The sequence below is a fragment of the Paenarthrobacter sp. OM7 genome, assembly GCF_029873575.1.
GTDB lineage: Bacteria > Actinomycetota > Actinomycetes > Actinomycetales > Micrococcaceae > Arthrobacter.
Genome location: NZ_CP123579.1, coordinates 1,585,983 through 1,610,789, shown reverse-complemented (window position 1 = coordinate 1,610,789; position 24,807 = coordinate 1,585,983). Strand labels below are relative to the sequence as shown.

General features: G+C 64.3%; 15 protein-coding genes. 10 read left to right on the top strand and 5 right to left on the bottom strand.

From position 1 onward, the window contains the following. Positions 1–423: 423 nt before the first annotated feature. The 3 genes from QEH68_RS07480 to QEH68_RS07470 all read right to left on the bottom strand — a co-directional run bounded on the left by QEH68_RS07480 (position 424) and on the right by QEH68_RS07470 (position 6,915). The gene (locus tag QEH68_RS07480; RefSeq protein WP_280627571.1) at positions 424–780 is read right to left on the bottom strand and encodes a hypothetical protein; all 357 of its coding nucleotides are present in this window, start codon (positions 778–780) and stop codon (positions 424–426) included. Further along, positions 780–6,470, bottom strand: coding sequence for a DUF6531 domain-containing protein (locus QEH68_RS07475; RefSeq protein ID WP_280627570.1), 5,691 nt, complete (start codon positions 6,468–6,470; stop codon positions 780–782). The genes QEH68_RS07480 and QEH68_RS07475 overlap by 1 nt, the downstream gene beginning before the upstream one ends. Positions 6,471–6,633: 163 nt before the next feature. Next, entirely contained in the window at positions 6,634–6,915 is a 282-nt protein-coding gene (locus QEH68_RS07470; protein WP_026547649.1) for a hypothetical protein, read from the bottom strand. 342 nt (positions 6,916–7,257) lie between these two features. Here QEH68_RS07470 and QEH68_RS07465 point away from each other — a divergent pair, with 342 nt between their 5' ends. The 6 genes from QEH68_RS07465 to QEH68_RS07440 all read left to right on the top strand — a co-directional run bounded on the left by QEH68_RS07465 (position 7,258) and on the right by QEH68_RS07440 (position 15,424). Further along, positions 7,258–8,691, top strand: a complete 1,434-nt coding sequence (locus tag QEH68_RS07465; RefSeq protein ID WP_089594257.1) for a dicarboxylate/amino acid:cation symporter — start codon at positions 7,258–7,260, stop codon at positions 8,689–8,691. A gap of 92 nt (positions 8,692–8,783) precedes the next feature. After that, positions 8,784–9,287, top strand: a complete 504-nt coding sequence (locus QEH68_RS07460; RefSeq protein ID WP_280627569.1) for a YbjQ family protein — start codon at positions 8,784–8,786, stop codon at positions 9,285–9,287. 143 nt (positions 9,288–9,430) lie between these two features. Then, positions 9,431–10,153 carry a TetR family transcriptional regulator gene (locus tag QEH68_RS07455; protein WP_207596887.1) on the top strand — a complete coding sequence of 241 codons (723 nt, stop codon included), beginning with the start codon at positions 9,431–9,433 and terminating at the stop codon, positions 10,151–10,153. A gap of 1 nt (position 10,154) precedes the next feature. Then, the gene (locus QEH68_RS07450) at positions 10,155–12,680 is read left to right on the top strand and encodes an MMPL family transporter (RefSeq protein WP_280627568.1); all 2,526 of its coding nucleotides are present in this window, start codon (positions 10,155–10,157) and stop codon (positions 12,678–12,680) included. 152 nt (positions 12,681–12,832) lie between these two features. Next, positions 12,833–13,492, top strand: coding sequence for a Maf family protein (locus tag QEH68_RS07445; RefSeq protein ID WP_207596885.1), 660 nt, complete (start codon positions 12,833–12,835; stop codon positions 13,490–13,492). Between the two features lie 60 nt (positions 13,493–13,552). Then, positions 13,553–15,424: a biotin carboxylase N-terminal domain-containing protein gene (locus QEH68_RS07440; protein ID WP_242703562.1), complete on the top strand. Its 1,872-nt coding sequence runs from the start codon at positions 13,553–13,555 to the stop codon at positions 15,422–15,424. A 68-nt stretch (positions 15,425–15,492) separates the two neighbouring features. Here the strand turns inward: QEH68_RS07440 and QEH68_RS07435 are convergent, their stop codons facing one another. After that, positions 15,493–16,902, bottom strand: coding sequence for an MFS transporter (locus QEH68_RS07435; RefSeq protein ID WP_207596883.1), 1,410 nt, complete (start codon positions 16,900–16,902; stop codon positions 15,493–15,495). A 292-nt stretch (positions 16,903–17,194) separates the two neighbouring features. Here QEH68_RS07435 and QEH68_RS07430 point away from each other — a divergent pair, with 292 nt between their 5' ends. From QEH68_RS07430 to QEH68_RS07415, 4 genes are all read left to right on the top strand, one after another. Then, complete coding sequence (locus QEH68_RS07430) at positions 17,195–18,607, top strand: MFS transporter (protein WP_280627567.1); 1,413 nt, start codon at positions 17,195–17,197, stop codon at positions 18,605–18,607. After that, positions 18,608–20,815, top strand: coding sequence for a molybdopterin oxidoreductase family protein (locus QEH68_RS07425; RefSeq protein ID WP_280627566.1), 2,208 nt, complete (start codon positions 18,608–18,610; stop codon positions 20,813–20,815). Continuing rightward, positions 20,812–22,374 carry an FAD-dependent oxidoreductase gene (locus QEH68_RS07420; protein WP_280627565.1) on the top strand — a complete coding sequence of 521 codons (1,563 nt, stop codon included), beginning with the start codon at positions 20,812–20,814 and terminating at the stop codon, positions 22,372–22,374. The genes QEH68_RS07425 and QEH68_RS07420 overlap by 4 nt, the downstream gene beginning before the upstream one ends. 136 nt (positions 22,375–22,510) lie before the next feature. After that, positions 22,511–23,242, top strand: a complete 732-nt coding sequence (locus tag QEH68_RS07415) for an MBL fold metallo-hydrolase (RefSeq protein ID WP_207596879.1) — start codon at positions 22,511–22,513, stop codon at positions 23,240–23,242. Positions 23,243–23,345: 103 nt separating this feature from the next. Here the strand turns inward: QEH68_RS07415 and QEH68_RS07410 are convergent, their stop codons facing one another. Continuing rightward, positions 23,346–24,755 (bottom strand): NAD(P)H-quinone dehydrogenase, encoded by a 1,410-nt coding sequence (locus tag QEH68_RS07410; RefSeq protein WP_207596878.1) that lies wholly within the window; start codon positions 24,753–24,755, stop codon positions 23,346–23,348. Between the last annotated feature and the right edge of the window lie 52 nt (positions 24,756–24,807).

The window sequence follows — 24,807 nt, the reverse complement described above, 5'->3', positions numbered from 1 at the left end:
GGCCATGCAGTGCTCGTATCCGACCATCCTCCATCTGGTGACGCTTCTTCTCCGCCGCTTCCAGCACCTCACTGAGTGTCCTCTCGTCGAGAGACTCCCATCCATGTCCTAGCCCACGCAAAGCATCAAGTAGCTCCTTTACCGACACCCATCCCTCTGGATCCAGCACCAAGGAATACTCTCCCGGGGCATGCCGGAGGGCATGGGACAACACGCGGCTGATTTCTGACGGGCTTGGTCGACTGCTCATCTACGCTCCGAAGTCGTTAAACTTCCGATTCCCCAGCCGGCTTCCAGGTCAACGAAAGAGTGCCAGATTGGGGCAAGTTGCCTGTCGAGCTGGCACGCGGATCGGGCTGAACCGCAGGATAACGGCTGCAATTAGAGTCTCGCATGTCCACATCAGCCCAAAGGCTTCGGCGGCTATTGCTCAAACTCAATCAAATCTTCGATAGCTTTGCGAAACCAATCAGTGATATCGCCGTATTTTTCCCTCTGCTCCCATCCAGGATCCGCAAAATCATGCACGACGGAGATCGCACCAAAACCCGCGTCAATGTCCCAGCAAGCAACATCGTCGGAGTCCACCCGCCGCGCGAACGGAACGAGTACACGTGAGGGATACCGCCCTTTTAATCCCACTGCTCGTTGTGCCAGCAACTGATCATGAAGTATTCGCCAAGGCTCAAGATTAGTGAGATTTAGCTCAACAAGCCTTCTATAGAAGCTAGGATATTCAAACTTAGGCGGCAGATACTGATTCGAAAGAAAAGCGTTCATTAGTTCCCAATCCATCCTGTCAATGGTGATCCATTTGGATAAGTATTCCTGAAACGACTATTTTGTGAACTTATTCTGTTCTCGACAGCATCACCCCATGTCACCGGCATCTCATCATTTCGCCCCGGGAATCGAACCGCATGGCTCCCCGGGATGGCGGCATCGTGTGGATGTATGTTGGCCAGTACATCAATATTACTGTAATGAGCAGCTAACAACCTCGTATTGTCGATCGTTGTAAGTCCTCCATCGGTCATTCGCACCACGTCGATGGGATCGCCCTTCCATCCGTTGGCCCTCATATTCTCAATTATTTCTTGGGTTCCGTTAACTGAGGATTGGCTGAAGCGAATGGACGCAGGCGGAATCACATCGGGTGTGGTCGGGAGGTCCCCAAGCTTGGTAAATGGTGCTGATGTTATATCAAGCTTGCTACCCGTGCCTCCGATAGGGAGTGCGCCTGTTCCTCCGCCGAGGGCTGTTGCGCCGAGGAGGCCCGTTGGGGTGTGGGGTCCTGGGCCGGTGAGGTAGCCCCCGGCTCCGCTGATCGCCCCTTCAACTCCGTTTTCCACGGCCATCCGGGCCACGGGATTGTTGACGAGTTTGCCCGCCATCATCCCGACCCCGCCGCCGATCATGCCGAGGCCGCCGGAGATCGCGGCTTGGCCCCAGTTGACTTGGCCGGTGGTTGCTTTTTGGATGACTACGTCGGCGCCGAAGCTCATCAATCCCATGCCCGCGACTTGGCCGCCGGGGACGAACATCAGCACGGCCCCGCCGACCACAGCGGCACCGCCGACGACGTATTCCCAGTTGTCTCCGAGCCAGTCTCCGGTGGCGGCGAGGGCGCCGCGGGAGGAGCCGTCGTAGGCTTTCAGGTCCGCGTCGGTCAGGGGTCGCAGGCCGGTGGGGTCAGAAGTGTTGAGGGGGTTGTTCCCGGCGTAGGCGTAGGGGTTCCCGTCCCAGCCCGCGCCGAGGACAGGGGCGAGAGGGTCGGTGGAAAGGAAGCCCCGGGTAGCCGGGTCGTAGGCGCGTTTGCCGAGCCATTCGAGTCCGGCGATGTCGATCCCGCCACCAGCGGTCAGGCCGATCCCGGCGGGCAACACACCACCGGCACCCAAACCCGCACCAGCACCGGCACCGGCACCGTTTGTTGTGGTGGTTCCGGGGGTGGGGTGCGGGGTGGTGAGAATGCCGAGGACGGCCCAGGGGTCGTACTGGTCGGTCGGGCGGGCGGCACGCCACCCGGGCGCGGTCCACGCGTCGCCGATGCCGGTGACCCCGCCGGGCAGGGAGACCACCTGCGTGGTGTTGGCACCGGCCAGGGTCGGCACGGGCGCGGCGGTGTCCCACCACAACGGCGTCCCGTCCACGGTGGCGAGTTCACCGAGCGCGTCAACGTGGAGCCGGCGCCGGTTTCGTTCGGCCCCGTCCGGGTCTTTTTCGATGGTGCCGGTGAGGTAGCCGGTGGGTCCCCAGGCGTATTCGGTCCAGGACCCGTCCGCCCCGATCACCCGGACCCGCCTACCCAACCCGTCATATACGTACTCGGTGACCGAACCATCAGGTTCCGTGACAGTTAGGAGCTGCCCTGCGGCGTCATAGGCGAAGGTGCGTGCCCCGGTGGGGGTGGTTTCGCGGAGAAGCCGCCCGCCGGCGTCGTACTCCCACCCCACCACCGACGCCGAGGCCTCCGAGTCAGTCACGGTGGTGGTGGTGGTGGTGGCGGCGGCGACCATTTGACCGGCGGTGTCGTACCCGTACCGGGTCACGACCCCGTTCCGGGACAGGGCGGTGATCCTGCCGCCGTCCTCACGACCGATGAGGGTCACATCAGCCACGCCCGGAGTGTTGCTGTCGTTGTTGGTGCGGGTGCGGGTGTGCTCTACGAGGTTCCCTCCCCGGTACGCCCATTCCTGGGTGTACTGGCCCGCGGTCGCGGTGGTGATCCGCCCGGAGCCGTCGTGGGTGAAGGCCGCGTCCCCGAGCAACGGGTTCGAGACCTTCACGACCCGGCCTGCGGGGTCGCGGGTGTAGCGGGTGGTGGTGCCGGTGGGGTCGGTGAAGGCGGTGCGGTTCCCGTCACCGTCGTACTCCCATGACAGCGTCCCGTTCCCGTTGCCGTTCCCGTTGGACTTTCGGGTGAGGAGTCCGCGCCGGTCAAAGCACAGTTCGTGCTCCACCGCATACCCCGCCCCACCGGTGTGGTCCGTGATGACCACCCGCCGGCCCGCCAGGTCACGTTCGATGGCGGCGATCAGTGCCCCGTCCACCGAGGTCGACGCTTCCCGCCCGGCGGGGTCGTAGCTCCAGGTGGTGGTGTGCCCGTCCGGGTCCGTTTGGGAGAGCTGCCGCCCCGCCGGGTCATACGTCGCCGTGGTGACCCTCCCCAGCGGGTCCGTCACCGAATCGACCTGGTCCGTGGCCGTATACGTCCGGGTGGTCACCCCACCCACGGGGTCGGTGATCCTGGTGAGGCGGCCGCGGGTGTCGTACTCGAACCCGGTCCTACCCCCGACCCCGTTGATGGTCCCGGTCAACTCCCCGGCAAGGTTGTATTCAAAGCGGCGGGTCCCGTACCAGGAATCCTGGGCGAAGCTCAGCCGCCCGCACCGGTCGTACCCGTACCGGGCCGTCCCCTCCCCCGGAGTATGCCTCGCGGTCAACCGACCACACGCGTCGTAGGCGAAGGTTTCGACCTCACCGCTCGGCAGTCTCCTCGCGATGAGGCGCTGGTCCGGGTTGTAGGACAGTTCCGTGACCGCCCCGACCGGGTCAACACTGCGGAAGGGTCGGCCGCAGTGGTCGTACTCGAACCGGGTCACCGCCCCGGTCGGGGAGGTGATCGAGGTGATCTTCCCGGCAGCGTCGCGGCCCAGGACCGTCAACCCGCCCTCACCATCAACCAACTCAACCGGGTTCCCCGCCGCGTCATAAGACACTAGCTCCGCGGACCCGTCGACAGATTCGATTTTCGTGGGGCGGCCGTACTCATCAAAACTGTAAGTATTCGTGGCGAACGCATCGGTCAGGGACGCCGTCCCGTTGGACCGGTCCGTGACCGCTCCGGTCCGGACACCGGTCGGATCAACGACGGCGGTGAGGGCACCGACCGTGTCGTACTCCCTCACCCAGTCATGCCCGCCCGGGTCCGTCACCGCGATGAGCCGGGAGAGGTTGTCATGGGTGAACCCCCACCTGCCCCCGTCCGGCAACACCGCCGCGGTGAGGTTCCCGAGCTCATCAACCACCCGCTCGATACTGCGCCCGAGCGGGTCGGTGGTGCGGGACAGTTCCCCGTTGGGGGCGTACTCGAACACCGTCCGGCCCCCATCAGGGGCAACCATTACGGTGGTCCGGCCCGCGGCGTCGTGCTCGAACGCCCACACCGCCCCGTCCGGGTCCACCCGGCGTGTCAGCACCCCGGCAGCGTCGTAACTGAACCGGGTCTCAGCCCCCGACGGGCTCAACGCCGTCACCGGACGACCCGCCCGGTCCCGGATGATCCGGGCGGTGTCGCCGGCTGCGTTACGGGTTCCGATCAGGTCCCCGAACCCGTCGTACTCAAAACCAATAGTGACCCCGACCGGGTCTGTGACCTGGGTCAGGAGCCCGTCCCGCCATACCAGTTCGGTCCGGCCGCCCAGCGGGTCCACGATCACGGACGGGTCCCGGGACAGGTCATCGGCGTACTCATAGGCCACGACGGCACCGGATGCGGTGACCAAGGTCCTCAGACGGTCGTGTTCGTCCCACCCGTAGGTCAGGTCCGCGCCTTCGGGGGTGACGGTGCGGATCTTCCGGCCGCGGGTGTCGTAACCGTGGACCGTGACCGCGCCGTCCCGCTCGGTCAAAGACACCAAGTTCCCGTGTCCGTCATAGGACATGGACTGGCGCCGGTCCTCCGCGTCCAACACCCCCACCAGCCGGCCCTTGGAATCAGCGACCCAGGAATTGGACCGGGACCCGTCCTCATCGGAGACCACCGTGACCCGGCCCGGTAAATACGCGAACCTCGTCCGCCGCCCATGCTGTGTGACCTGCCAAACCACACGGCCGGCCTCGTCATAGCTGTTCTCGGCCTCCACCACACCCGCAGCAGAAACCACCGAGGCGATCAGACCCTGCTCGTTCCACCGATACACCCTCGTGCCGGCCTCCGTGCCCACCGTGACCAACCGGCCCGTGGCGTCGTAACCATACTCAACCCGCCGCCCATCCGATGAACGAACCACCGCGACAACACCACCGACGTAGTCGATCTCCACGAACCGGCCCCGGACATGCACCAACCGGTCAACCACCCCCGGCACGCCGCCATCGACCGAACTCTCCGCATCCGGCGCAGCCGGTGTGTGGCGGTGGGCGGAGATGGTCCGGCCGGACCCCGCCCCGGTCCCGAGCCACACCCCGGCGATCGTGTAAGCCCACCAACCGCCCTGGTTATCGGTCACGACCAACACCTCGGAGACACCTGTAGGGACCGAGGACAGCTCCGCCAACCACGGTGTGCCGGCATCTTCGCGGGTGAGCCAGTAATTCTCCCCGACCGCACGGGCCCAGCCTGCACCCTCGCGGGGGAAGTCCACCGCCCGGCCGTCAGCCAGCACCCAGCGGCAGCCCTCATCGGTCAGGACCAGGTGCTGGTCCAGGACCGAGGCCCACCCAGGACCAAACACCCCAACAGTGTCCAGGCCGGAACCGAGGGAGTTATACATCCGGGTGAGAACCAGGTCCGAGCTGGCCCCGGCGAACCCAAGATCTGTTTCGGGTTCAATGAAGTTACCCGTGGCCGTGTTCACCGGATCATTCGCATACCCGGACGAGGGCATCGCCCCGGCCGCGGTGGGCGGGTCAATGACCAGGCCCGTCCGGTTCGCCGAGACCCCGGCCGCGGCCAGTGCCTCGTTCACCGCCGCGTCCGAGAGGGTCGAGACCGCGCCCTCGCTGCCGGCGGCAGCGAACGCGTCCGCGACCACCACCGCCCACGCCGCGTCCGCCTCGTTCAACCGCAAATACTCCCGGAACGCCGTCACCACACCAGCGGCGTCGATCCGGCCCCACCCGCACCGGTCCGCGAACGAAGACAACTCCGACTCCAAGGACCCCGGCACCGACGCGATCCCGTCATCCAGGCCACGGGAACCCGCAGCGAAACTCCGCAACGACTCCGGACGGGCCGAGGACGTCCCGCCCCCGTACCCGCCACCCGGGCCCGGGGTCTCCCGCCGCCCCGACGCCGGAGACTCCGAAGGGAACGACGGCGCACTGCCGGGCTCCATATTCGGACGCGCCGGCTCACCACCCCACGCATCCCCGATCAGCTCGAAAAGATTGCGGTTGTTATGCCGCCGCACCCACTCGTTGTTCTCCCGACGCCTGTCATCCTCTTCCCGCGCACGCTCGATCATGGTGCCCACATACTCCGCGACTTTCCGCAGCGCCGCGGCCAGGGACTCCGCGTCCCGGGACGCCGTAGCCGCGTTCGCCGCGAACACCTCCGAAAAATGCCCCCGGAAATCCTCCCCCGCCCCGGTCACCAACGGCGTCCGCGACCCCGAATGCTCCAAAACCCGCGACGCTGCGGACTCAAAAGCACCCTTCACCGACTCGGCAACCCCATACACAAACCGGCCACCATGGGCACCATCGGAATCCGGCAACAACGGCATCTCAACGAACTCGGTCACAACCACAGCCCCCCACAGAACAAGAACGCGAACAAAACCCAACAACCCACAAAACCCGCACCACAACAGAGCGCACAACCACCACAGCGCAACGGCCGGGCAACCACACCACGCATCAGCGCGGCACGATCACCCGGCCCCCACACTCACACCTAAAAAGGAATCAGGCCCCGCCACCAGCAGAGAAAATATCCTGCGAAATCTTCTGCAACTGACCGCGCAACTGCTCCAGCTCTTCCTTGGCCTTATCCAACGCAGCCTTCGTCTCCGGCCACGTCGAACCACGGAACTCAGCAGCCAACGGCCCATCCCACACATTCGGATCCGACAACACACGACCCTGCGCATCCAACGCCGAAATCTGATCCGTAAACCCACCAGTAATAATCGACTGCACCTGACCAATAGCAGCCTTGGCCTGCTCAGTAGACAACACACGCGACATAGAACTTTCCTCCCAATAAGAACAATCGCAACACCCAAACCAAAACCAGCCCAGGCGACCAGACGATGCCTAAACTACCAACACCACCGAATAAATCCAACAAACAGACAAACCGCGCGGGGTAACGCCAGCGGACGTTCCGCGCTCCGCTGCAACAGTCGTCACCATGCGAGTCCCTTTTTAGCGACCATGACCGCAAAGACGGGATCCACGGCCTTGCAATCCGGCCCGAACGCCCTCGACTGAGATCAACGTCACAAAACCGCGGGAATAACTTTTGCGCACGTAACATTTCTCAACGTCCGTTCGCTATGTTATTGGCACTGCACCTAACGTGTTCCGGTGAGCACCTCAACCAACACATCCCCAGCAGCTGGCAAGAGCGGCTTCCGGCTCCCCAAGTGGGCCGGTTCCTTCGGCGTCCAGATCATTGCAGCCCTCATTGTGGGCCTCATCCTTGGCCTCATCGCCAAGTACACGGGCAGCACCAAGACCGCCCCCAATGCCCTGGGGGCTACTCTCCAGACGATCGGCTCCAGCTACGTCTCCTTGCTGCAGACCGCCGTCGTACCTTTGATTTTCACCGCTGTGGTGAGCTCCATCGCCAACCTGCGCCAGGTGTCCAACGCCGCCCGATTGGCATGGAACACACTGCTCTGGTTCGCGATCACCTCGCTGGTATCGGTTCTGATCGGCATCGGCCTGGGCGTACTCCTGCAGCCGGGCGCAGCTACCGGCATTACAGAAGAAGCCAAGTACGCTGGCAAGACCGGTGACTGGTGGGCCTTCCTGATCGGCCTCTTCCCGAAGAACTTCCTGGGACTCGGCGCCAGCTCCACTGTGACCGAGAGCGCCAACGCTGCCACCACCGTCAGCACTGCCGTCAACTTCAACGTGCTGCAGATCCTGGTCATTGCGATCGCGATCGGTGTTGCTGCCCTCAAGGTTGGCAAGCAGGCCGAGGCCTTCCTGACGTTCAACGCTTCAGCGCTGGCCGTCATCCAAAAGGTCCTGTGGTGGATCATCCGCCTCGCTCCGCTGGGCACAGTAGGACTGATCGGTAACGCTGTGGCCATCTACGGCTGGGACACTATCGGTTCTTTGGGCAAGTTCACTGCGGCCATCTACATCGGCCTGGCCTTGGTGCTCTTCGTCCTCTACCCCATCCTGGTGCGCATTCACGGGCTCTCCATCAAGCAGTACTTCTCCGGAGTGTGGCCGGCCGTGCAGCTGGCGTTCGTTTCCCGCTCGTCCATTGGCACGCTGCCGCTCACGCAGCGCGTCACTGAACGGAACCTCGGCGTCCCCTCCGGCTACGCTTCCTTCGCCGTGCCGCTGGGCGCCACCACCAAGATGGACGGTTGCGCAGCGATCTACCCGGCGATCGCAGCCATCTTCGTGGCACAGTTCTTCGGCATCAACCTTGACTTCAGCCAGTACCTGCTGATCGTTCTGGTCTCCGTCCTTGGTTCGGCCGCTACCGCCGGTACCACCGGCGCCGTCGTCATGCTCACGCTGACGCTGTCCACGCTGGGACTGCCGCTGGCCGGCGTCGGCCTCCTGCTGGCCATCGACCCCATCCTGGACATGGGCCGGACCGCCGTCAACGTGGCGGGCCAGGCACTGGTCCCGGCCATCGTGGCCAAGCGCCAGGGCATCCTGGATGAATCGCTGTACAACGCACCCCGCAACGGTGCCGCCTTTGCCGACGAGTACGCCGCCGACAAGGCAGCAGCCGAAGCGGACCATCGCGAATTGGCCGACTCGAAGGCCTAATTTCAGTCCCTTTGAAACGGCGCAAATCCCCCGGGGAGTTCTCCCCGGGGGATTTCCCCGTTAAAGGGGTCAACTCTGGATAGGCTCGGACCATGTTGATCGTCACTTCCAATGAAATCCCAGGCCACCGGATCGACGCCGTCTTCGGCGAAGTCATGGGTCTCACCGTCCGCTCACGGGACATCGGCTCGCAAATGCTGGCCGGCTTCCGCTCCCTCGGCGGCGGCGAACTGCCCGAAATGACCAAGGCACTCTATGAAAGCCGCCAGGAAGTTATGGCACGCATGGTCAACGAAGCGCAGCAACGTGGCGCCAATGCCATCGTCGCCATGCGGTTCGACACCTCTGAAATGGGCACCAACTGGACCGAAGTCTGCGCGTACGGCACCGCCGTGTACGTCCTGCCGTTGGGTGAAGGCGAACCCGGAGCTACGGGACAGTCGGTCTATCTGACCGAGACGGCCACGCAACAGCCCGCTCAGCCGACACAGCCGCAGCAGCCAGCCCACCAGCAGCAGTTCACCCAGCCGCAGCAGCCAGCCCAGCAGCAGCAATTTACCCCGCCGACTCCCCCGGCCCAGCCTCACCAGTTCTAGTCGGATCAGCCCAAAGGTCCCGCCCTCCTTCGTCCCCTCGCCGCCCAGCGGCGAGCTGAGCGAACGAGGGCGGGACTTTGAGTATCAGGGGCACGGGCACGCTCACATTGCGCAGAGTGCAAACTTGCACTTAGTGTAAGTATGTGACTCAAACCAGTAGCCAGGAAGCCGCTGCGGAATCGTCTCCTTCCGAGCCCAGCGCCCCCTCCAGGCGCGAACTCAACAAGGCGGCCACCCGCAGTTCCATCGCTTCCGCAGCCTTGGGCCTTTTGCGTAGCAAAGGGTCCGGCAATTTCACCGTGGAAGACATCGCAGCCAGCGCCGGCGTCTCACGACGAACCTTCTTCAACTACTTCCCCAGCCTCGAAGCCGCCTTGGCATCCGTTGCCGACGGCTTCATGGACCACGCCTTGGAGCAGTTCCGGCTACGCCCGGCGGACGAGTCAATTCTCGAATCCGCCCAGGCAGCCCTCATGGCGCTGGCCGATCCCATGTCCGTGGCACCCATGGCCGAACTCTTCAGCCTGACCCACGACAACCGGCAACTGGCCCGCTCCGAGCTTGAAGCCTGGGAGCACTGCACCGAGCAGATCATTGAAGCCGCCCGCAGCAGACTCGGCGCCGGCATCAGTGAGCTCTACCTCCATGCCTTGGCGGGCTCAGTGATCTCCTGCGGCAAGGCCGCAATGACCGTCTGGTTCGCCGATCGCGGCCCTGATCTCTCGGCGGAATCCCTCGCGGTACTTCGCCAGCACCTCATCGATGCGATGGGCCTCCTGGGCGCCGGCTTCGCGCCGCCGTCGGACGCGTCCGTCCAAGTCTCAGCAGCCTCCCCCTCCGTTCCAACCACCACAGATCGGTTCTGACATGGCCTCGTTCCTCTACCGTCTCGGCAAGTTTTCGTATCGGCGCCGCTGGCTGGTCATCTCCATCTGGCTGGCCGTCATGGTGGCGGTGGGCGGCTCGGCCGCAGCCTTCCACGGCACCATGTCCAACAACTTCACCATCCCGGGCACCGAAACCCAGCAGATGGCCGACAAACTCAAGGAAGCGCTCCCTGATTCTTCGGGAGGCTCCGCCAGCGTGGTCTTCGACGCCGGGAACGGCGGATTCGACCAAGCCAAAAAGGACGCAGTAGCCGCTGCGTTGACCAAACTCGAGGCCATGCCTGACGTGCAGGGAACGGTGAACCCGTTCACCACACAGGAGCAGTTGGACAAGTCCGCCGGCGAGATCGCGGCCGGTGAAGCCAAGGCCGCCGAGGGCAAGGCACAGCTTGATACTTCCCGCGCGCAGCTGGAGGCCGGCGAGGCGCAACTCGCCGGGGTGGAGCAGCAACTCGCTGCCTCTGGCCTCACACCCGCCCAGATTGAAGCCCAGTTGGCGCCGCAGCGCGCAGAACTTGCTGCCAACAAGGAAAAGCTCGACGCCGGAGCCAAGGAAGCTGCCGACGGCGCCGCCACATTGGCTCTGGGCAAGCGACAGCTCGAAGCCTCCGAAGGCCTCCGTTTTGTGTCCAGCGACAACAAAGCAGCGGTAGCCCAGGTCCAGTTCAAGACCTCCATCAACGCCGTTGACCCCGCCGTCCGCGAAGAGGTTCAGGAGATCGTCCACGGAGTTTCTTCCGCTGGCGTCACGGCCTACGCCAGCAAGGAAATCACCGAAGATGTCTCGGAGATCTTCGGTATTGCTGAAATCGTGGGCGTCGCAGTCGCGGCCTTGGTGCTGATCCTCATGCTCGGCACACTCATCGCGGCCGGGCTTCCTCTCCTGATGGCCCTGATCGGCGTAGCTGTAGGTGTCGGCGGAACGTTCGCACTGACCAGCGTCATCGACATGAGCTCCATCTCCCCGATGCTTGCCCTGATGCTCGGCCTCGCGGTTGGTATTGACTACTCCCTGTTCATCGTCAACCGACACCGCACCCAGCTTCTGGCCGGCATGGACGCGGAGGAATCCGCTGCCTTGGCTACGGGTACTTCAGGTAACGCTGTGTTGTTCGCCGGTCTCACCGTCATCATCGCCTTGGCAGCCCTCGTGGTCCCGGGGCTGCCCTTCCTCGCTGTGATGGGTGTTGCGGCCGCAGCGACCGTTGCTGTCGCCGTCGTCGTCGCCTTGACCCTGACGCCCGCCGTGCTGGCCCTGATCGGCCGCCGACTCATCTCCAAGCGTGCTTGGGCCAAGGCTGCCAAGCACAACGCCGAGCCCGGCCACGAAGCTGCCGATCGCGAACTCGAAGAGAAGCGAAGCAGCGGGGGCTGGGGCGGCATGGTGACGCGTCACCCGTGGGTTGCATTAGTCCTCAGCGTCGTCCTTCTCGGAGCCGTTGCGTTGCCGGCTTCCCAGCTTCGGTTGGCACTTCCCGACGGCGGCTCCGAGCCGGTCGATTCGCAGGCCTTCAAGGCCTATGACCTCACCCGCAGCAGCTTCGGCGAAGGCGTCACCGGCCCGATCGTCGTCGTCGGCGAATTCCCTGAAGGCCTCAGCGAAAACGACGCCAAGAACAAGCAGTTCGATGTCGCGGACGAACTTCGCAGTGTAGGAAACGTCATCGCGGCTGTACCGATCGCGCTGAGCGAAGACCGCCGTACCGCAGTCTTCCAAGTCATTCCCAAGGAAGGCCCGGCCAGTGCGGGCACCGTGCAGGTGGTGTCCGATCTCCGCGCCAAGGGTGCAGTGATCAGCGACGACCTTGACGTGAAAATCGGCCTGACCGGACAAACCGCGGGCAACATTGACGTTTCCAACAAGCTCGGAGCCGCGTTGCCGCCGTACTTGGCAATCGTCGTCGGGCTGTCCTTGCTCTTGCTGCTCCTGGTGTTCCGCTCGATCGTTGTGCCGTTGCTGGCCACGGGCGGATTCCTGCTCTCGCTGGCCGCTGCCTTCGGTGCCGTAGTTGCCGTCTACCAGTGGGGCTGGCTCGGAGGGATCTTCGACGTCGCCAACCCGGGCGCCGTCCTGAGCTTCCTGCCCATCATCCTGATCGGGGTGCTGTTCGGACTCGCCATGGACTACCAGGTGTTTATCACGTCGGGTATGCGGGAGTCGTTTATGCACGGCGAGTCCGCCAAACACGCGGTCCGCTCCGGTTTCAGCCATGCCTCCGCCGTGGTCACTGCCGCCGCGATCATCATGGTCAGTGTGTTCTCCGGCTTCATCTTCAGCCACCTCACGATGGTCCGGCCGCTGGGCTTCGCCATGGCCTTCGGTGTGCTGATTGATGCCTTCGTCGTCCGCATGACCATCGTTCCCGCTGTGATGTATCTTCTGGGCGAGAAGGCCTGGTGGCTGCCCAAGTGGCTGGAACGTGTTCTTCCGGACGTCGATGTTGAAGGCGCCAAGCTGGAGCGCAGCGACCGCAGGAAGGCCGACGCCGGAGAACTCGTCCACTAAACGGTCTCTCACATAGCAGTCGATATTCACGAACGCTCACTCACTTGCTGGAGGCAAGTGAGTGAGCGTTCGGTTTAAGCACGTGGGATGTGCGAGAGGGTCGGCAGGAAGCACGCGGGAAGTGAGAGAGGGTTCGTATTAGGCTGGGTGGCGTGACCCGATTGATTCTCGCCTCCCAGTCCCCCGCCCGCACCAAGCTGCTCACGGAAGCCGGGATCCAGCACGACGTCCTGGTGTCGGACGTTGACGAGGACGCTGTTCAGGCTAAGTACGGAGTGACTGACGCGCACGACACCGCGCTCCTGCTGGCACGGGCCAAGGCCGAGGCAGTTGCCGCCCTCCCCGAAGCCGAAGGTGCGCTGGTCATCGGTTGCGATTCAGTATTCGAATTCGACGGCGAGTCCCATGGCAAGCCGTACACCGCGGAGGTCGCGCGGGAACGGATGTTGCGTATGAGTGGCTCGCAAGGTGTGCTGCACACCGGTCACTGGCTGGTGGACTGCCGGGACACTGCCGCTGACGCCGAGGACGATGAGGCCCCGGAAGGCACCGGCGCTACCGTCGGCGGAGTATCCAGCGCCGAGGTCCACTTTGCCCAGATGAGCCCACGGGAGATCGACGCCTACATCGCCACCGGAGAGCCCCTTCACTGCGCCGGGTCCTTCACCATAGACGGCCTGGGTGGGGCCTTCATCCGCAAGGTCAACGGCGACCCGCACGCCGTCGTCGGGCTTTCCATCTCCACGCTGCGGGACTTGCTGGTCCACGCGAACGTGGGAATCACCGAGCTGTGGGACAACGATGAGCAGTAGAACACATTTGTAGTAACCCTACAAAGGAACATCGCCTCACACACGGAATCCCCCATCAATATGGGCGGAACCCTCACAATCGCGCTAGGCTCCTCAAGGACAGAAGGAGTCAACAACTTGTCAGCTAACCCGGCGCAGCCCATTTCCAGCCCTCTTACCAAGGTCTTGATTGCCAACCGCGGCGAAATCGCGGTCCGCATCATTCGAGCCGCCCGGGACGAAGGCATTGCCTCCGTAGCGGTCTACGCCGACCCTGACCGTGACGCACTCCATGTCCGACTGGCCGACGAAGCCTATGCTTTGGGCGGCAACACGGCTGCTGAGTCGTACTTGGTAATGGACAAGATCATCGACGTCGCCAAGCAGTCCGGCGCGGACGCGATCCATCCCGGATACGGGTTCCTGGCGGAGAACGCCGATTTCGCTGCCAAAGTCATCGACGCCGGCATCACCTGGATCGGACCCTCCCCCGAGGCCATTTCGGCCCTCGGCGACAAAGTCCAGGCCCGCCACATCGCCGAAAAGGTGGGCGCTCCGCTGGTCCCGGGCACGGCTGACCCGGTGGAATCGGCCGACGAAATCCTGAAGTTTGCCGAAGAGTTCGGCCTCCCGGTCGCCATCAAAGCTGCCTTCGGCGGCGGCGGACGCGGCATCAAGGTCGCCCGCACCATGGACGAGATTCCCGAGCTCTACGAATCGGCCGTCCGGGAGGCCATTGCAGCTTTCGGCCGCGGCGAGTGCTTCATCGAGCGCTTCCTCGATGCTCCGCGGCACGTCGAGACCCAATGCCTGGCCGATGCTTTCGGCAACGTCGTGGTGGTCTCCACCCGCGACTGCTCACTGCAGCGCCGTAACCAGAAGCTCGTCGAGGAAGCCCCCGCTCCGTACTTGACCGAAGAGCAGAACAAGCGACTCTACGAATCCTCCAAGGCCATCCTCAAGGAAGCCAACTACCTTGGCGCCGGAACGTGTGAATTCCTGGTGGGCCAGGACGGCACCATTTCCTTCCTCGAAGTCAACACCCGCCTCCAGGTGGAGCACTGCGTGTCCGAGGAAGTCACGGGAATCGACCTGGTCCGCGAGCAGTTCCGCATTGCCCGCGGCGAAGCCCTCGGCTATGAGGACCCTGAGGTCCGCGGCCACTCCTTCGAGTTCCGCATCACCGGCGAGGACCCGGGCCGCAACTTCATGCCTGCCCCCGGCACCATCACCACCCTGAAGAACCCCACCGGCCCCGGCGTCCGGATCGATTCCGGCGTGGAGCAGGGCGACGTGATCAGCGGCAACTTCGACTCCATGCTCTCCAAGTTGATCATCACCGGCGCCACCCGCGAACAAGCGCTCCAGCGTTCACGCCGGGCGTTGGAGGAGATGGTGGTTGAGGGCATTCCCACCGTCATCCCCTTCGACCTCGCGGTGGTGACCGATCCCGCTTTCGCCCCGGCGGAGGGCCCGTTCAAGGTCCACACACGCTGGATCGAAACCGAGTTCGTCAACAGCATCCCGGCGTGGTCTGCCAGCACTGCCGGCACAGACACTGCCGACGCCGGTGAGCGCCAGCGCGTCGTCGTCGAGGTGGGCGGCAAGCGCCTTGAGGTGGTCCTTCCCTCCGGCCTGGGTGGCGGTGTCGCAGCAGTTTCCAGCGGCCCGGGCACCAAGTCCGGCAAGTCCAAGAAGCGCTCCCGTTCAGCTGGCGCTGCGGCTGCTGCAGCCGGTGGCAACGCCCTTACCTCACCGATGCAGGGCACCATCGTCAAGGTGGCAGCTGCTGAAGGCGACGTGGTGGCTGAAGGCGACCTGATCGTGGTTCTCGAAGCCATGAAGATGGAACAGCCCCTCACCGCCCACAAGGCCGGCACCGTACGTGGCCTCGCTGCCACGGCCGGCGAGACTGTTGCCGCCGGCGCAGTTATCGCCACCATCGAGGACTAACGCCAAGTACCCCTTAACGACGGCGGCTCCGCACCAATGGTGCGGAGCCGCCGTCGTTATTGGGCTGCTTAGGACACGTTGTTCTCGTAGTCCATGTCCTTGGTCTCGCGCGTCAGCCAGAGCGCGATGAAGGTCACCACTGCGGCGGCGGCCATGTAGACGCCCACCAGCCAGGTGCTGCCGTTCGCTGCAGACCAGAGCGCAATGGCTACGAACGAGGCCGGAGCGGCACCAATCATGGAGGACAGGTTGTAGGCCACGGCTGATCCGGTGTACCGGACGTTGGCCGGGAACAACTCAGGAAGGATGGCCGCCATGGGCCCGAAGGTCAGGCCCATGAGTGTGAAGCCCACAATGAGGCCAACCATGGCCGCTGCCTGGCCGGGACCGAACATGGTGAACCAGAGGGCACCGAACACGAAGATACCGGCGGTGACGCCCAGCAGGAACTTTCGCCGGCCCCACTTCTCAGCGAGCGGCCCGGAGACCACGGTGAAGATGCCGAAGAAGACGACGCCGATGATCAGCATCCAGAGGAAGTCGGACCGGGTGATTCCCAGGCCGGGAACGAAAGCGGCAATCTGGTCGGCCGTCATGGGCTTGCCGGCTTTTTCAGCCGCTGCCTGTGCACCGGCCAGGGTGGGCTTGGTGCCGTAGGACAGCGTGAACGTGGTCATGATGTAGAAGAGCACGTAGGTGGCAAACATGATGAACGTACCGGCCACCACCGGACGCCAGTGGCTCTTGAGGGTGGCTGCGAGGGGCAGCTTCTGCACCTTGTCCTGTTCGATGACCTTGGTGAAGGACGCGCTTTCCACCAGCTTCAAACGAACATAGAGGCCCACGATCACCAGGACGGCGCTGAGGAGGAACGGAACCCTCCAGCCCCAGGCCAGGAATTCTTCGGCGCTCAAGGATACGTTCATCCAGATGAAGATGACGTTGGCGATGATGAATCCGATGGGAGCACCAAGCTGCGGGAACGTTCCGTAGATGGCACGCTTTCCCTCGGGAGCGTTCTCCGTGGCCAGCAAAGCCGCGCCGGACCATTCGCCGCCCAGAGCCAGGCCTTGGAAGAACCGCAGGATGACCAGCATGATCGGGGCAAGGATGGCCCAACCCGGCATGGAGGCCGTGGGCAGAAGACCAATGAGGAACGTGGCAATACCCATGGTCAGCAACGACGCCACCAGGGTGCCCTTGCGGCCGATCTTGTCACCAAAGTGGCCGAAGACCACGGCACCGACAGGCCGCGCGAAGAAGGCAACGCCAAAAATGGCGAACGCACTGAGCAACGCGTTGATGTCAGTGGCGTCCGGGAAGAAGAGCTTCGGGAAGACGAGTACCGACGCGGTGGCATAGGCGTAGAAGTCGTAGAACTCGATCGTCGTGCCGATCAGGCTCGCGAAGATCACCTTGCCCCGCGAGTTCACTGGCTTAGTGGACTCGCCTTCCTTGGATGGTGCGGTGGAAGACATGTATTTGCAGCTTTCTTTCACGCCGGCCGAAGCCCCGAGAGGCTCCCGGCAAGGAATATTCGAGAGTTCAATAATAGTTCCCGCCGTCCATTGACTGGACAACTAAGTCCAACATGCGGACATACAGGAAAATCCCACTCTGTGGTCCGCGCCACACTACCTCACCAGCGCCTCACGCGCCGGTGACCCCGCCGATAGGGAAATGTCACAGCACGTTTACAAACGGCGCCCGTCCACGAAATGCGCAAAACCTACCTTGGAATAACAACGTCCCCCACCAAGGAGGCACTCCGTGACTGTTGACCGCACCGCAGATGCACTGGCTCCCGCCCAGTCCACTGCCACCGCAGCCCCCGCTCTTGAACACCGCCCCGGCCGCTGGATTGCCAACTGGGATGCCGAGGACAAGGGCCAGTGGGAAGCCGAAGGCCGGTCCATCGCCAAGCGCAATCTCTACTGGTCCATCTTCGCCGAATTCCTCGGTTTCGTCGTCTGGCAGCTCTGGTCCATCGTGGTGGTCCAGCTCCCCGCAGCCGGGTTTGCCTTTGACACCAACCAGATCTTCTGGCTCATCTCCATCCCCAGCCTGGTAGGCGCCACGCTTCGTATTCCCTACACCTTCATGGTTCCCAAGTTTGGTGGCCGGAACTGGACCATCGTCTCGGCGCTGCTCCTGCTGATTCCCACCACAGGCCTCGCTATCTGCGTCTCCAACCCGGAAACGCCCTTCGGCGTCATGCTCCTCATGGCCGGGCTTGCCGGCTTTGGCGGCGGCAACTTCGCCAGCTCGATGGCCAACATCACCTTCTTCTACCCCGCCCGTGAAAAGGGTTGGGCCCTGGGACTGAACGCCGCCGGCGGAAACCTGGGTGCCGCCGTCGCCCAGCTTGTTGTCCCGATCGCCATCACTCTCCTGGCCGCCGGAACCGTCAACCTACCGATGGCAGGCATCATTTGGATTCCGCTGATCATCATCGCCGCCTTCGGCGCTTACAAGTACATGAACAACCTCACCAGCGCCAAGGGTGACGTAGCCGGTTCACTTGCCGCCCTCAAGGAGCCGCACCTGTGGATCATGGCGTTCCTGTATATCGGAACGTTCGGTTCCTTCATCGGCTTCGCGGGCGTCTTCCCCAAGCTGATCAAAGACTACTTCCCGGACTTCTCCTCCATCCATGTCGGTGCTGTGGCACTCTCACTTGCCTTCCTGGGCCCGCTGGTTGGCTCCCTGGCCCGTCCCTACGGTGGCCGCATGGCTGACCGCATGGGTGGCGCCCGGATGACCATTGCCTCGTTCGCCTCCATGGCTGTGATCACCTTGACCATGATCTGGACGCTGCCGCTGAAGAACTTCTGGCTCTTCCTCACCTTGTTCCTGCTGCTCTTCCTGGCCAGCGGGTTCGGAAACGGTGCCACGTACCGCATGATCCCTGTCATCTTCGCAACGTCCAGCAGGGCCGCCCGCGCCGGAGCCCCGAGCACCACCACTGCGCGGCTCGCCTCGTCCTCGCTCGGCCTGATCTCCGCGATCGGCGCCTACGGTGGCTTCGTGATCCCCCAGGTTCTCAATGCTTCCAACACGGCCAGCGGCTCTTACACCCCGGCGTTCTACGGATTCGTTGGAGCCTACGTCCTGATGCTCACCGTCTGCTGGGTCTTCTACATCCGCCCTGCCCAGAAGCGCAACACGATCGGACACATCTAGATGCCCAACGGCGCCGATACCCACTGCCCCTACTGCGCGCTCCAGTGCGCCATGACGCTGACCCCGGCTGCTTCGGCAGTGCCGGGAGCAGCGGCAGCGGCCACACCGGAGGCAGCCCCGGCCGCTCCCCTGGAAGTATCCGGGCGCGACTTCCCCACCAACCGGGGCGGGCTGTGCCGCAAAGGCTGGACATCGGCGTCGTTGTTGCGTCACAACGGGCGCGTCACCGAACCCATGCTCAGAGGATCGGACGGCATCCACCAGCCGATCTCCTGGGACCAGGCCCTCATGCTCATCACCGCAGCTGTGAAGGACACCCAGCAGCAGTACGGGAATGACGCCGTAGGAGTCTTCGGCGGCGGCGGCCTCACCAACGAGAAGGCCTATCTGCTGGGCAAGTTCGCCCGGCTGGCACTGCGTACCTCACGGATCGATTACAACGGCCGGTTCTGCATGTCCTCCGCTGCTGCGGCAGGCAACCGCGCCTTCGGTGTGGACCGCGGACTGCCCTTCCCTGTCACGGACCTCGACACCGCGTCCGTGATCCTCATGCTCGGTTCCAACGTTGCCGAGACCATGCCTCCGTTCGTCCAGCACCTGCAGGGCGCACGGCACGCCGGTGGCCTGATCGTGGTGGATCCCCGCCGCTCGGCTACTGCTGCGTTCACGTCCGACGGCGGCGGTCTCCACTTGCAGCCGACGCCAGGTACCGATTTGGCTCTCATCTTGGGCATCAGCCACGTGGTGGTTCACGAAGGCCTGGCCGACGCGGCGTACATCGAGGCCAACACCAGCGGCTACGCGGCCGTGGTGCGGAGCCTTTCGGCGTTCTGGCCGGAACGCGTCCAGTCCATCACCGGCGTCCCAGCCACCCTGATCCGTGAAACCGCCCGCCGTTTGGCGCAAGGAGCCCGTGACGGCGGCAGCTACATTCTCAGCGGACGCGGTGTGGAACAGCACGTGGACGGCACGGATACCGCTACGGCGGCCATTAACCTCAGCCTGCTCCTTGGCCTGCCCGGCTCTGCGCGCAGCGGATACGGCACGCTCACCGGCCAGGGCAACGGCCAGGGTGGCCGCGAACACGGACAGAAGGCCGACCAGCTCCCGGGCTACCGCAAGATCACCGATCCCGCTGCGCGCGCCCACGTGGCCGGCGTGTGGGGCGTCGACGAGTCGCTCATCCCCGGTCCCGGCTTGCCCGCCGTCGAACTTCTTAAGTCTCTTGGACAGCCCGACGGCGTCAGGTGCCTTTTCGTGCATGGTGCCAACGTAGTGGTCTCGGCGCCGGACACGAACGCAGTGATCCGAGGACTTCGAAGCCTGGACTTCCTGGTGGTCTGCGACTTCTTCATGTCTGAGACAGCTGCTGAAGCGGATTTGGTTCTTCCTGTGACGCAGTGGGCCGAGGAAGAGGGCACGCTGACCAACCTCGAAGGCCGCGTGATCCGACGTCGCCGGGCACTGACTCCTCCCCCGGGTGTTCGCAGCGAGTTGTGGCTCATGGCGCGACTGGCTGAACTTCTTGAGGCCCCTTCAACGTTCAGCGACGATCCCGAGACCGTCTTTGAAGAGCTGCGACTGGCATCCGCAGGTGGTTTGGCCGATTACTCGGGCATCGACTACGCCATGCTGGACCGGGGCGAAGCTGCCTACTGGCCCTATCCTGTGGGAAGCACCGGGACTCCGCGGCTTTTCGCCGACGGATTTGCCCACGCCGATGGCCGGGCCGTCATGGTTCCGGTGACCCCCTCCAAGCGGGCCGTCCGTTCGTTTGCGGATGATTCGCTGGCCCTGGCTACCGGCCGGCTCCTGGAGCATTACCAGTCCGGCGCCCAGACCCGTCGCGTGAGCGAGCTGATGGCATCACAGCCTCAGGCCCGGCTTCTCATCCACCCAGGCACAGCAGCTGCCCGCGGCATCGCCGACGGCGACTACGCCACCGTCACGAATGAGCGCGGCGAAGTACTTTGCCGCGCTGAACTCAGCACCACCGTCCGACCCGACACTGTCTTCCTGCCGTTCCACTTCCCCGGCCAGGAAAACGCCAACCGCCTCACCGAAGCGGCCACAGATCCCATCTCCGGCATGCCGGAATTCAAGACCAGCCGGGTATGGGTCCGGCGGGCAGTCTCCACCCAGGAATTGGCCTCGTACGCAGTTCCTGCCGGGACGCGGCTGCCACTGGACGTCAAGGAGGCATCATGAGCGAGCGCATTGTTGTAGTTGGATTCGGACCAGTGGCAGCACGGCTTATTGACGAACTGCTCCCCGCCGTCCGCACGGGGCTGGTACAACTGCTGGTGGTGGGCCAAGAGACAGAGGCTGCGTACAACAGGGTCATGGTTGCTGAGCTCGGCGTGGGGCGCACCACGGCCGAGGCGTTGGCGATGGCCGGTGCGTCCGAGTTGGAGTCCGACGGCGTTGACGTCCGCCTGGGCACCAAGGCTCAAAGGATCGACCGCGCCCGCCAGCAGGTAGTCCTCTCCGATGGCACCTCTGAACACTACGACCGCCTGGTATTTGCCACTGGCTCGCGTCCGGTCATTCCCAACCTCACCGGGCTCAACCCCGATCCGGCCAAGCCCGTCCTTCCGGCCGGAGTCACAGCTTTGCGCGATCTGCAGGATGCTGCCGTGCTTCGCGCCGCGGTTGCCGATGGCAAACGCGTGGTGGTCCTGGGCGGCGGGGTTCTGGGTTTGGAAACCGCGCTGGCGGCCTCTGAAGAGGGCGCCCAAACCACGGTGGTCCACAACGGACCCTTCCCCCTGGGCCGTAGTATTGACCGCGGCAGTGGCTCCGTCCTTACCAACAGCCTGCGGGCGGGTGGCGTCCGGATGGCCGGCAATGCCCGTTCCACCGGCATCGAAACGTCCGGCACTGACGGCAGCTTCTCAGCGCTGCTGCTGGATGACGGCTCAGCGATCGACGGCGATCTGCTGGTCTTGTCGTGTGGTGTCCGCCCCCGGATCGAACTTGCCGAGGGCTGTGGACTTCCTACCGGCGCAGGCATCCTGGTGGACCACCACCTCCGGACCTATCACGAGCCCCACATGTTCGCGATCGGCGACTGTGCAGAAGTGCGCTGCCCGGACGGTTCCTGCGTTGAATGCCGCACAGCCACCGGCCCGTCCGGCCTGGTGGGCCCAGGGTGGCGGCAGGCCGAGTGGTTGGCCGAATACCTCGTGGTCCTTGCCCGGGACGGCCAGGCCGCCGCGGATGCCCTCGAGCCGCTCCCCAAGGAAAAGCCCGGAGTGGTGGTCTTGAAGTCACGGAGCATCAACCTTGCCGTGGCGGGAGACAACGTGGCTGATCCCTGGGATGAAGAATTGCTGGAAGCCGGTGCTGCTTCAGGGCGTGCCCGCCGGCAGATCTCCCAGTGGGCCGATCCCGAACACGGCCGCTACGTGAAGATGACCACCCGCGGCGGGGTGCTGGAAGGCCTCGTTGCGGTGGGCATGCCCCGGACGGCTGCTGAGCTGGTGGTGCTCTTCGAGCGCTCCTCGGAGCTGCCCGCCGACCGCTCCCTCCTGCTCCGGCTCGATGGTCCCGACCAACTGGACACCGGCGCCACCAGCAACGATCCCCAGCGGACCGTGTGCCGTTGCGCAGGAGTGAGCGCCTCCACCATCTCAGGCTCCGTCCTGGAGGGCTGCAGCACAGTTGGCGAGGTCTCCAAGGCCACCCGCGCCGGAACGGGCTGCGGGGGCTGCCATGGGGACATCAAGGGGATCATCGAAAAACACTTCCAAGCGGCTGCCGCCTGAGACCGCGGAAGCACCGCAGCTGGAGCCGGTTGCGATCCCGCTGGAACGCTGCGAAATCGCCTGGTCCGGATCGGCGATCCCGCAGCATTCCAGCGTTCTCGCGTCACCAGAGCAAGGAACAACCTAGAATTCCGGTGTGAAGGTATCCGAACCCGCGCCCGGCGTCCATTTTGTTGAGGGACCTGCGTCCAACTGGCTCCTCGTCCGTGACTCCTCAGGCTTCATGATGATCGACGGCGGCTACCCTGCCGACCGCGACCTCGTCCTGGAATCGATCCGGGAGCTGGGCCTGGAGCCCGCCGACGCCAAAGCCATGCTCATCACGCACGGGCACGTGGACCACACCGGATCTGCGGCGTACTTCTCACGGACCTTCGGCACGCCCATCCTCTGCTCCCCCGAGGAGCTCCCCCACGTTCAGGGCAGGGAGAAGCATCAGGTCACGTTCGGGCAGGTTTTGCTCCGCGCATGGCGTCCCCGCGTTTTCCGGTGGATGCTCCACGTCATCGAAGCCAAGGCCCTTCAAGCGGAGCCGGCCATGCGCGCGGAGGCTTGGACCACGGACCGACTACACAGCCTGCCGGGCCACCCCCAGGCCATCCCGCTCCCCGGGCACACCCCTGGCAACGTCGCATTGCTGCTGCCGGGTGCCCAGGCGATTGCCGTGGGTGACACCTTTGTCACGGGCCACCCGATCAGCCCGGCATCCGGACCCCAAATGCTGCACAGGATGTACCACTCCGACCCGTCTGGGGCGTTGGCCTCTGCCCGGCAGCTGGAGAGCGTACAAGCCAACGTGATCCTGCCGGGACACGGCCCCGCGCTGCGCATGCCGCTGGCACAGGCTGTGCAGGCACTCCGCCACTAGGAGCAGAAACGCCCGTTTCGATGGCTCGCTGCGCAGGGTGCCGTGCGAACGGCATGGTGCGCAGCGAAGCCTCGAAACGGGCGCTCGGGCTCTGACTACGGAGCTACATGTGCACGTGCAGGCGCCGAGCAGCTTCGGAGATGGATCCCGTGAGGGACGGGTACACCGTGAACGCGCTTGCGACGTCGTCCACGTGGAGCTTCTGGGTCACAGCCACGGAGATCGGGAAGATCAATTCCGAAGCATTCGGGCCTACCACAACCCCACCGATCACGGTGCCTGAACCCTTGCGGGCAATGATCTTGACGAAGCCGTCCTTCGTGTTGCGCATCTTGGCACGGGCATTGCTGAGCAAGGACAGCATCACAACATCGCCCTGGTACTTCCCGGACGCGAGGTCGGCCTCGGACACACCCACCGAAGCAATTTCCGGGGAGGTGAAGATGTTGGACGCCACCTGGTTGAGCTTGAGCGGCTTCACGCCGTCGCCCATGAAGTGGGCAATCGCGATGCGGCCCTGCATGGCTGCCACGGAGGCGAGCGCGAACACGCCCGTGCAGTCACCGGCAGCATAGATGTTGGGGGCGGTGGTGCGGGAAACACCGTCCACCTTGATGTGGCCGGACTCCGTGAGGGTCACACCGGCTTCTTCAAGGCCGACGCCGGCTGTGTTCGGGATGGAACCAACACACACCAGGCAGTGGGTACCCGTGACGATCGATCCGTCACCCAAGGTGACCTTGACGCCGTCGTCCGTTCGCTCCACCGCATTTGCGCGTGACTTGGACAAAACGTTGACGCCGCGACGTTCGAAGACGCCTTCCAGCAGCTTGGCGGCATCGGTGTCCTCGCCGGGGAGGACTTGGTCTCGGCTGGAAATCAGGGTGACCTTGGAGCCCAGGCCGTTGTAGGCGGACGCGAATTCGGCGCCGGTGACACCTGATCCCACGACGATCAGTTCTTCCGGGAGCTCATCCAGGTTGTAGATCTGGGCCCAGTTGAGGATGCGTTCGCCGTCGGGCTTGGCAGTGGGGAGTTCGCGTGGGTGGGCGCCGACGGCCAGAAGGATGGCGTCCGCATCAATGGTGCGGGTGCCTTCGAGGGTCAGGACCTCGATGGTGTTGTTGTCCAGGAGCTTGCCGGACCCAATGACGATCTCCACGCCCAGGCGCTCCAGGCCGGCGCGGATGTCCTCGGACTGTCCGCGGGCCAGGTTGAGCACGCGGTCGTTGATGTGCTTGAGGTCGGCGCGGGGCTTCGAGGCCGTGCCGTCGCCGTCGAACTTCACTCCCAGCTCGTCCGCCTCACCGACGCGGGTCATGAGATCGGCGGTGGCAATGAGGGTCTTGGAAGGCACGACGTCGGTCAGCACGGCAGAGCCGCCAAGGCCTGCCCGCTCAACAATGGTGACGTGGGCGCCGAGTGAGGCGGCCACCATGGCAGCTTCATATCCGCCGGGACCACCTCCCAGGATCGCGATACGGGGGGCACTGAAGTCAACTTGGGTGGTCACAATCCTCAATTCTCGCTCATTGCCGCGTGGGCTGCCACTCAGCCCACCCTCA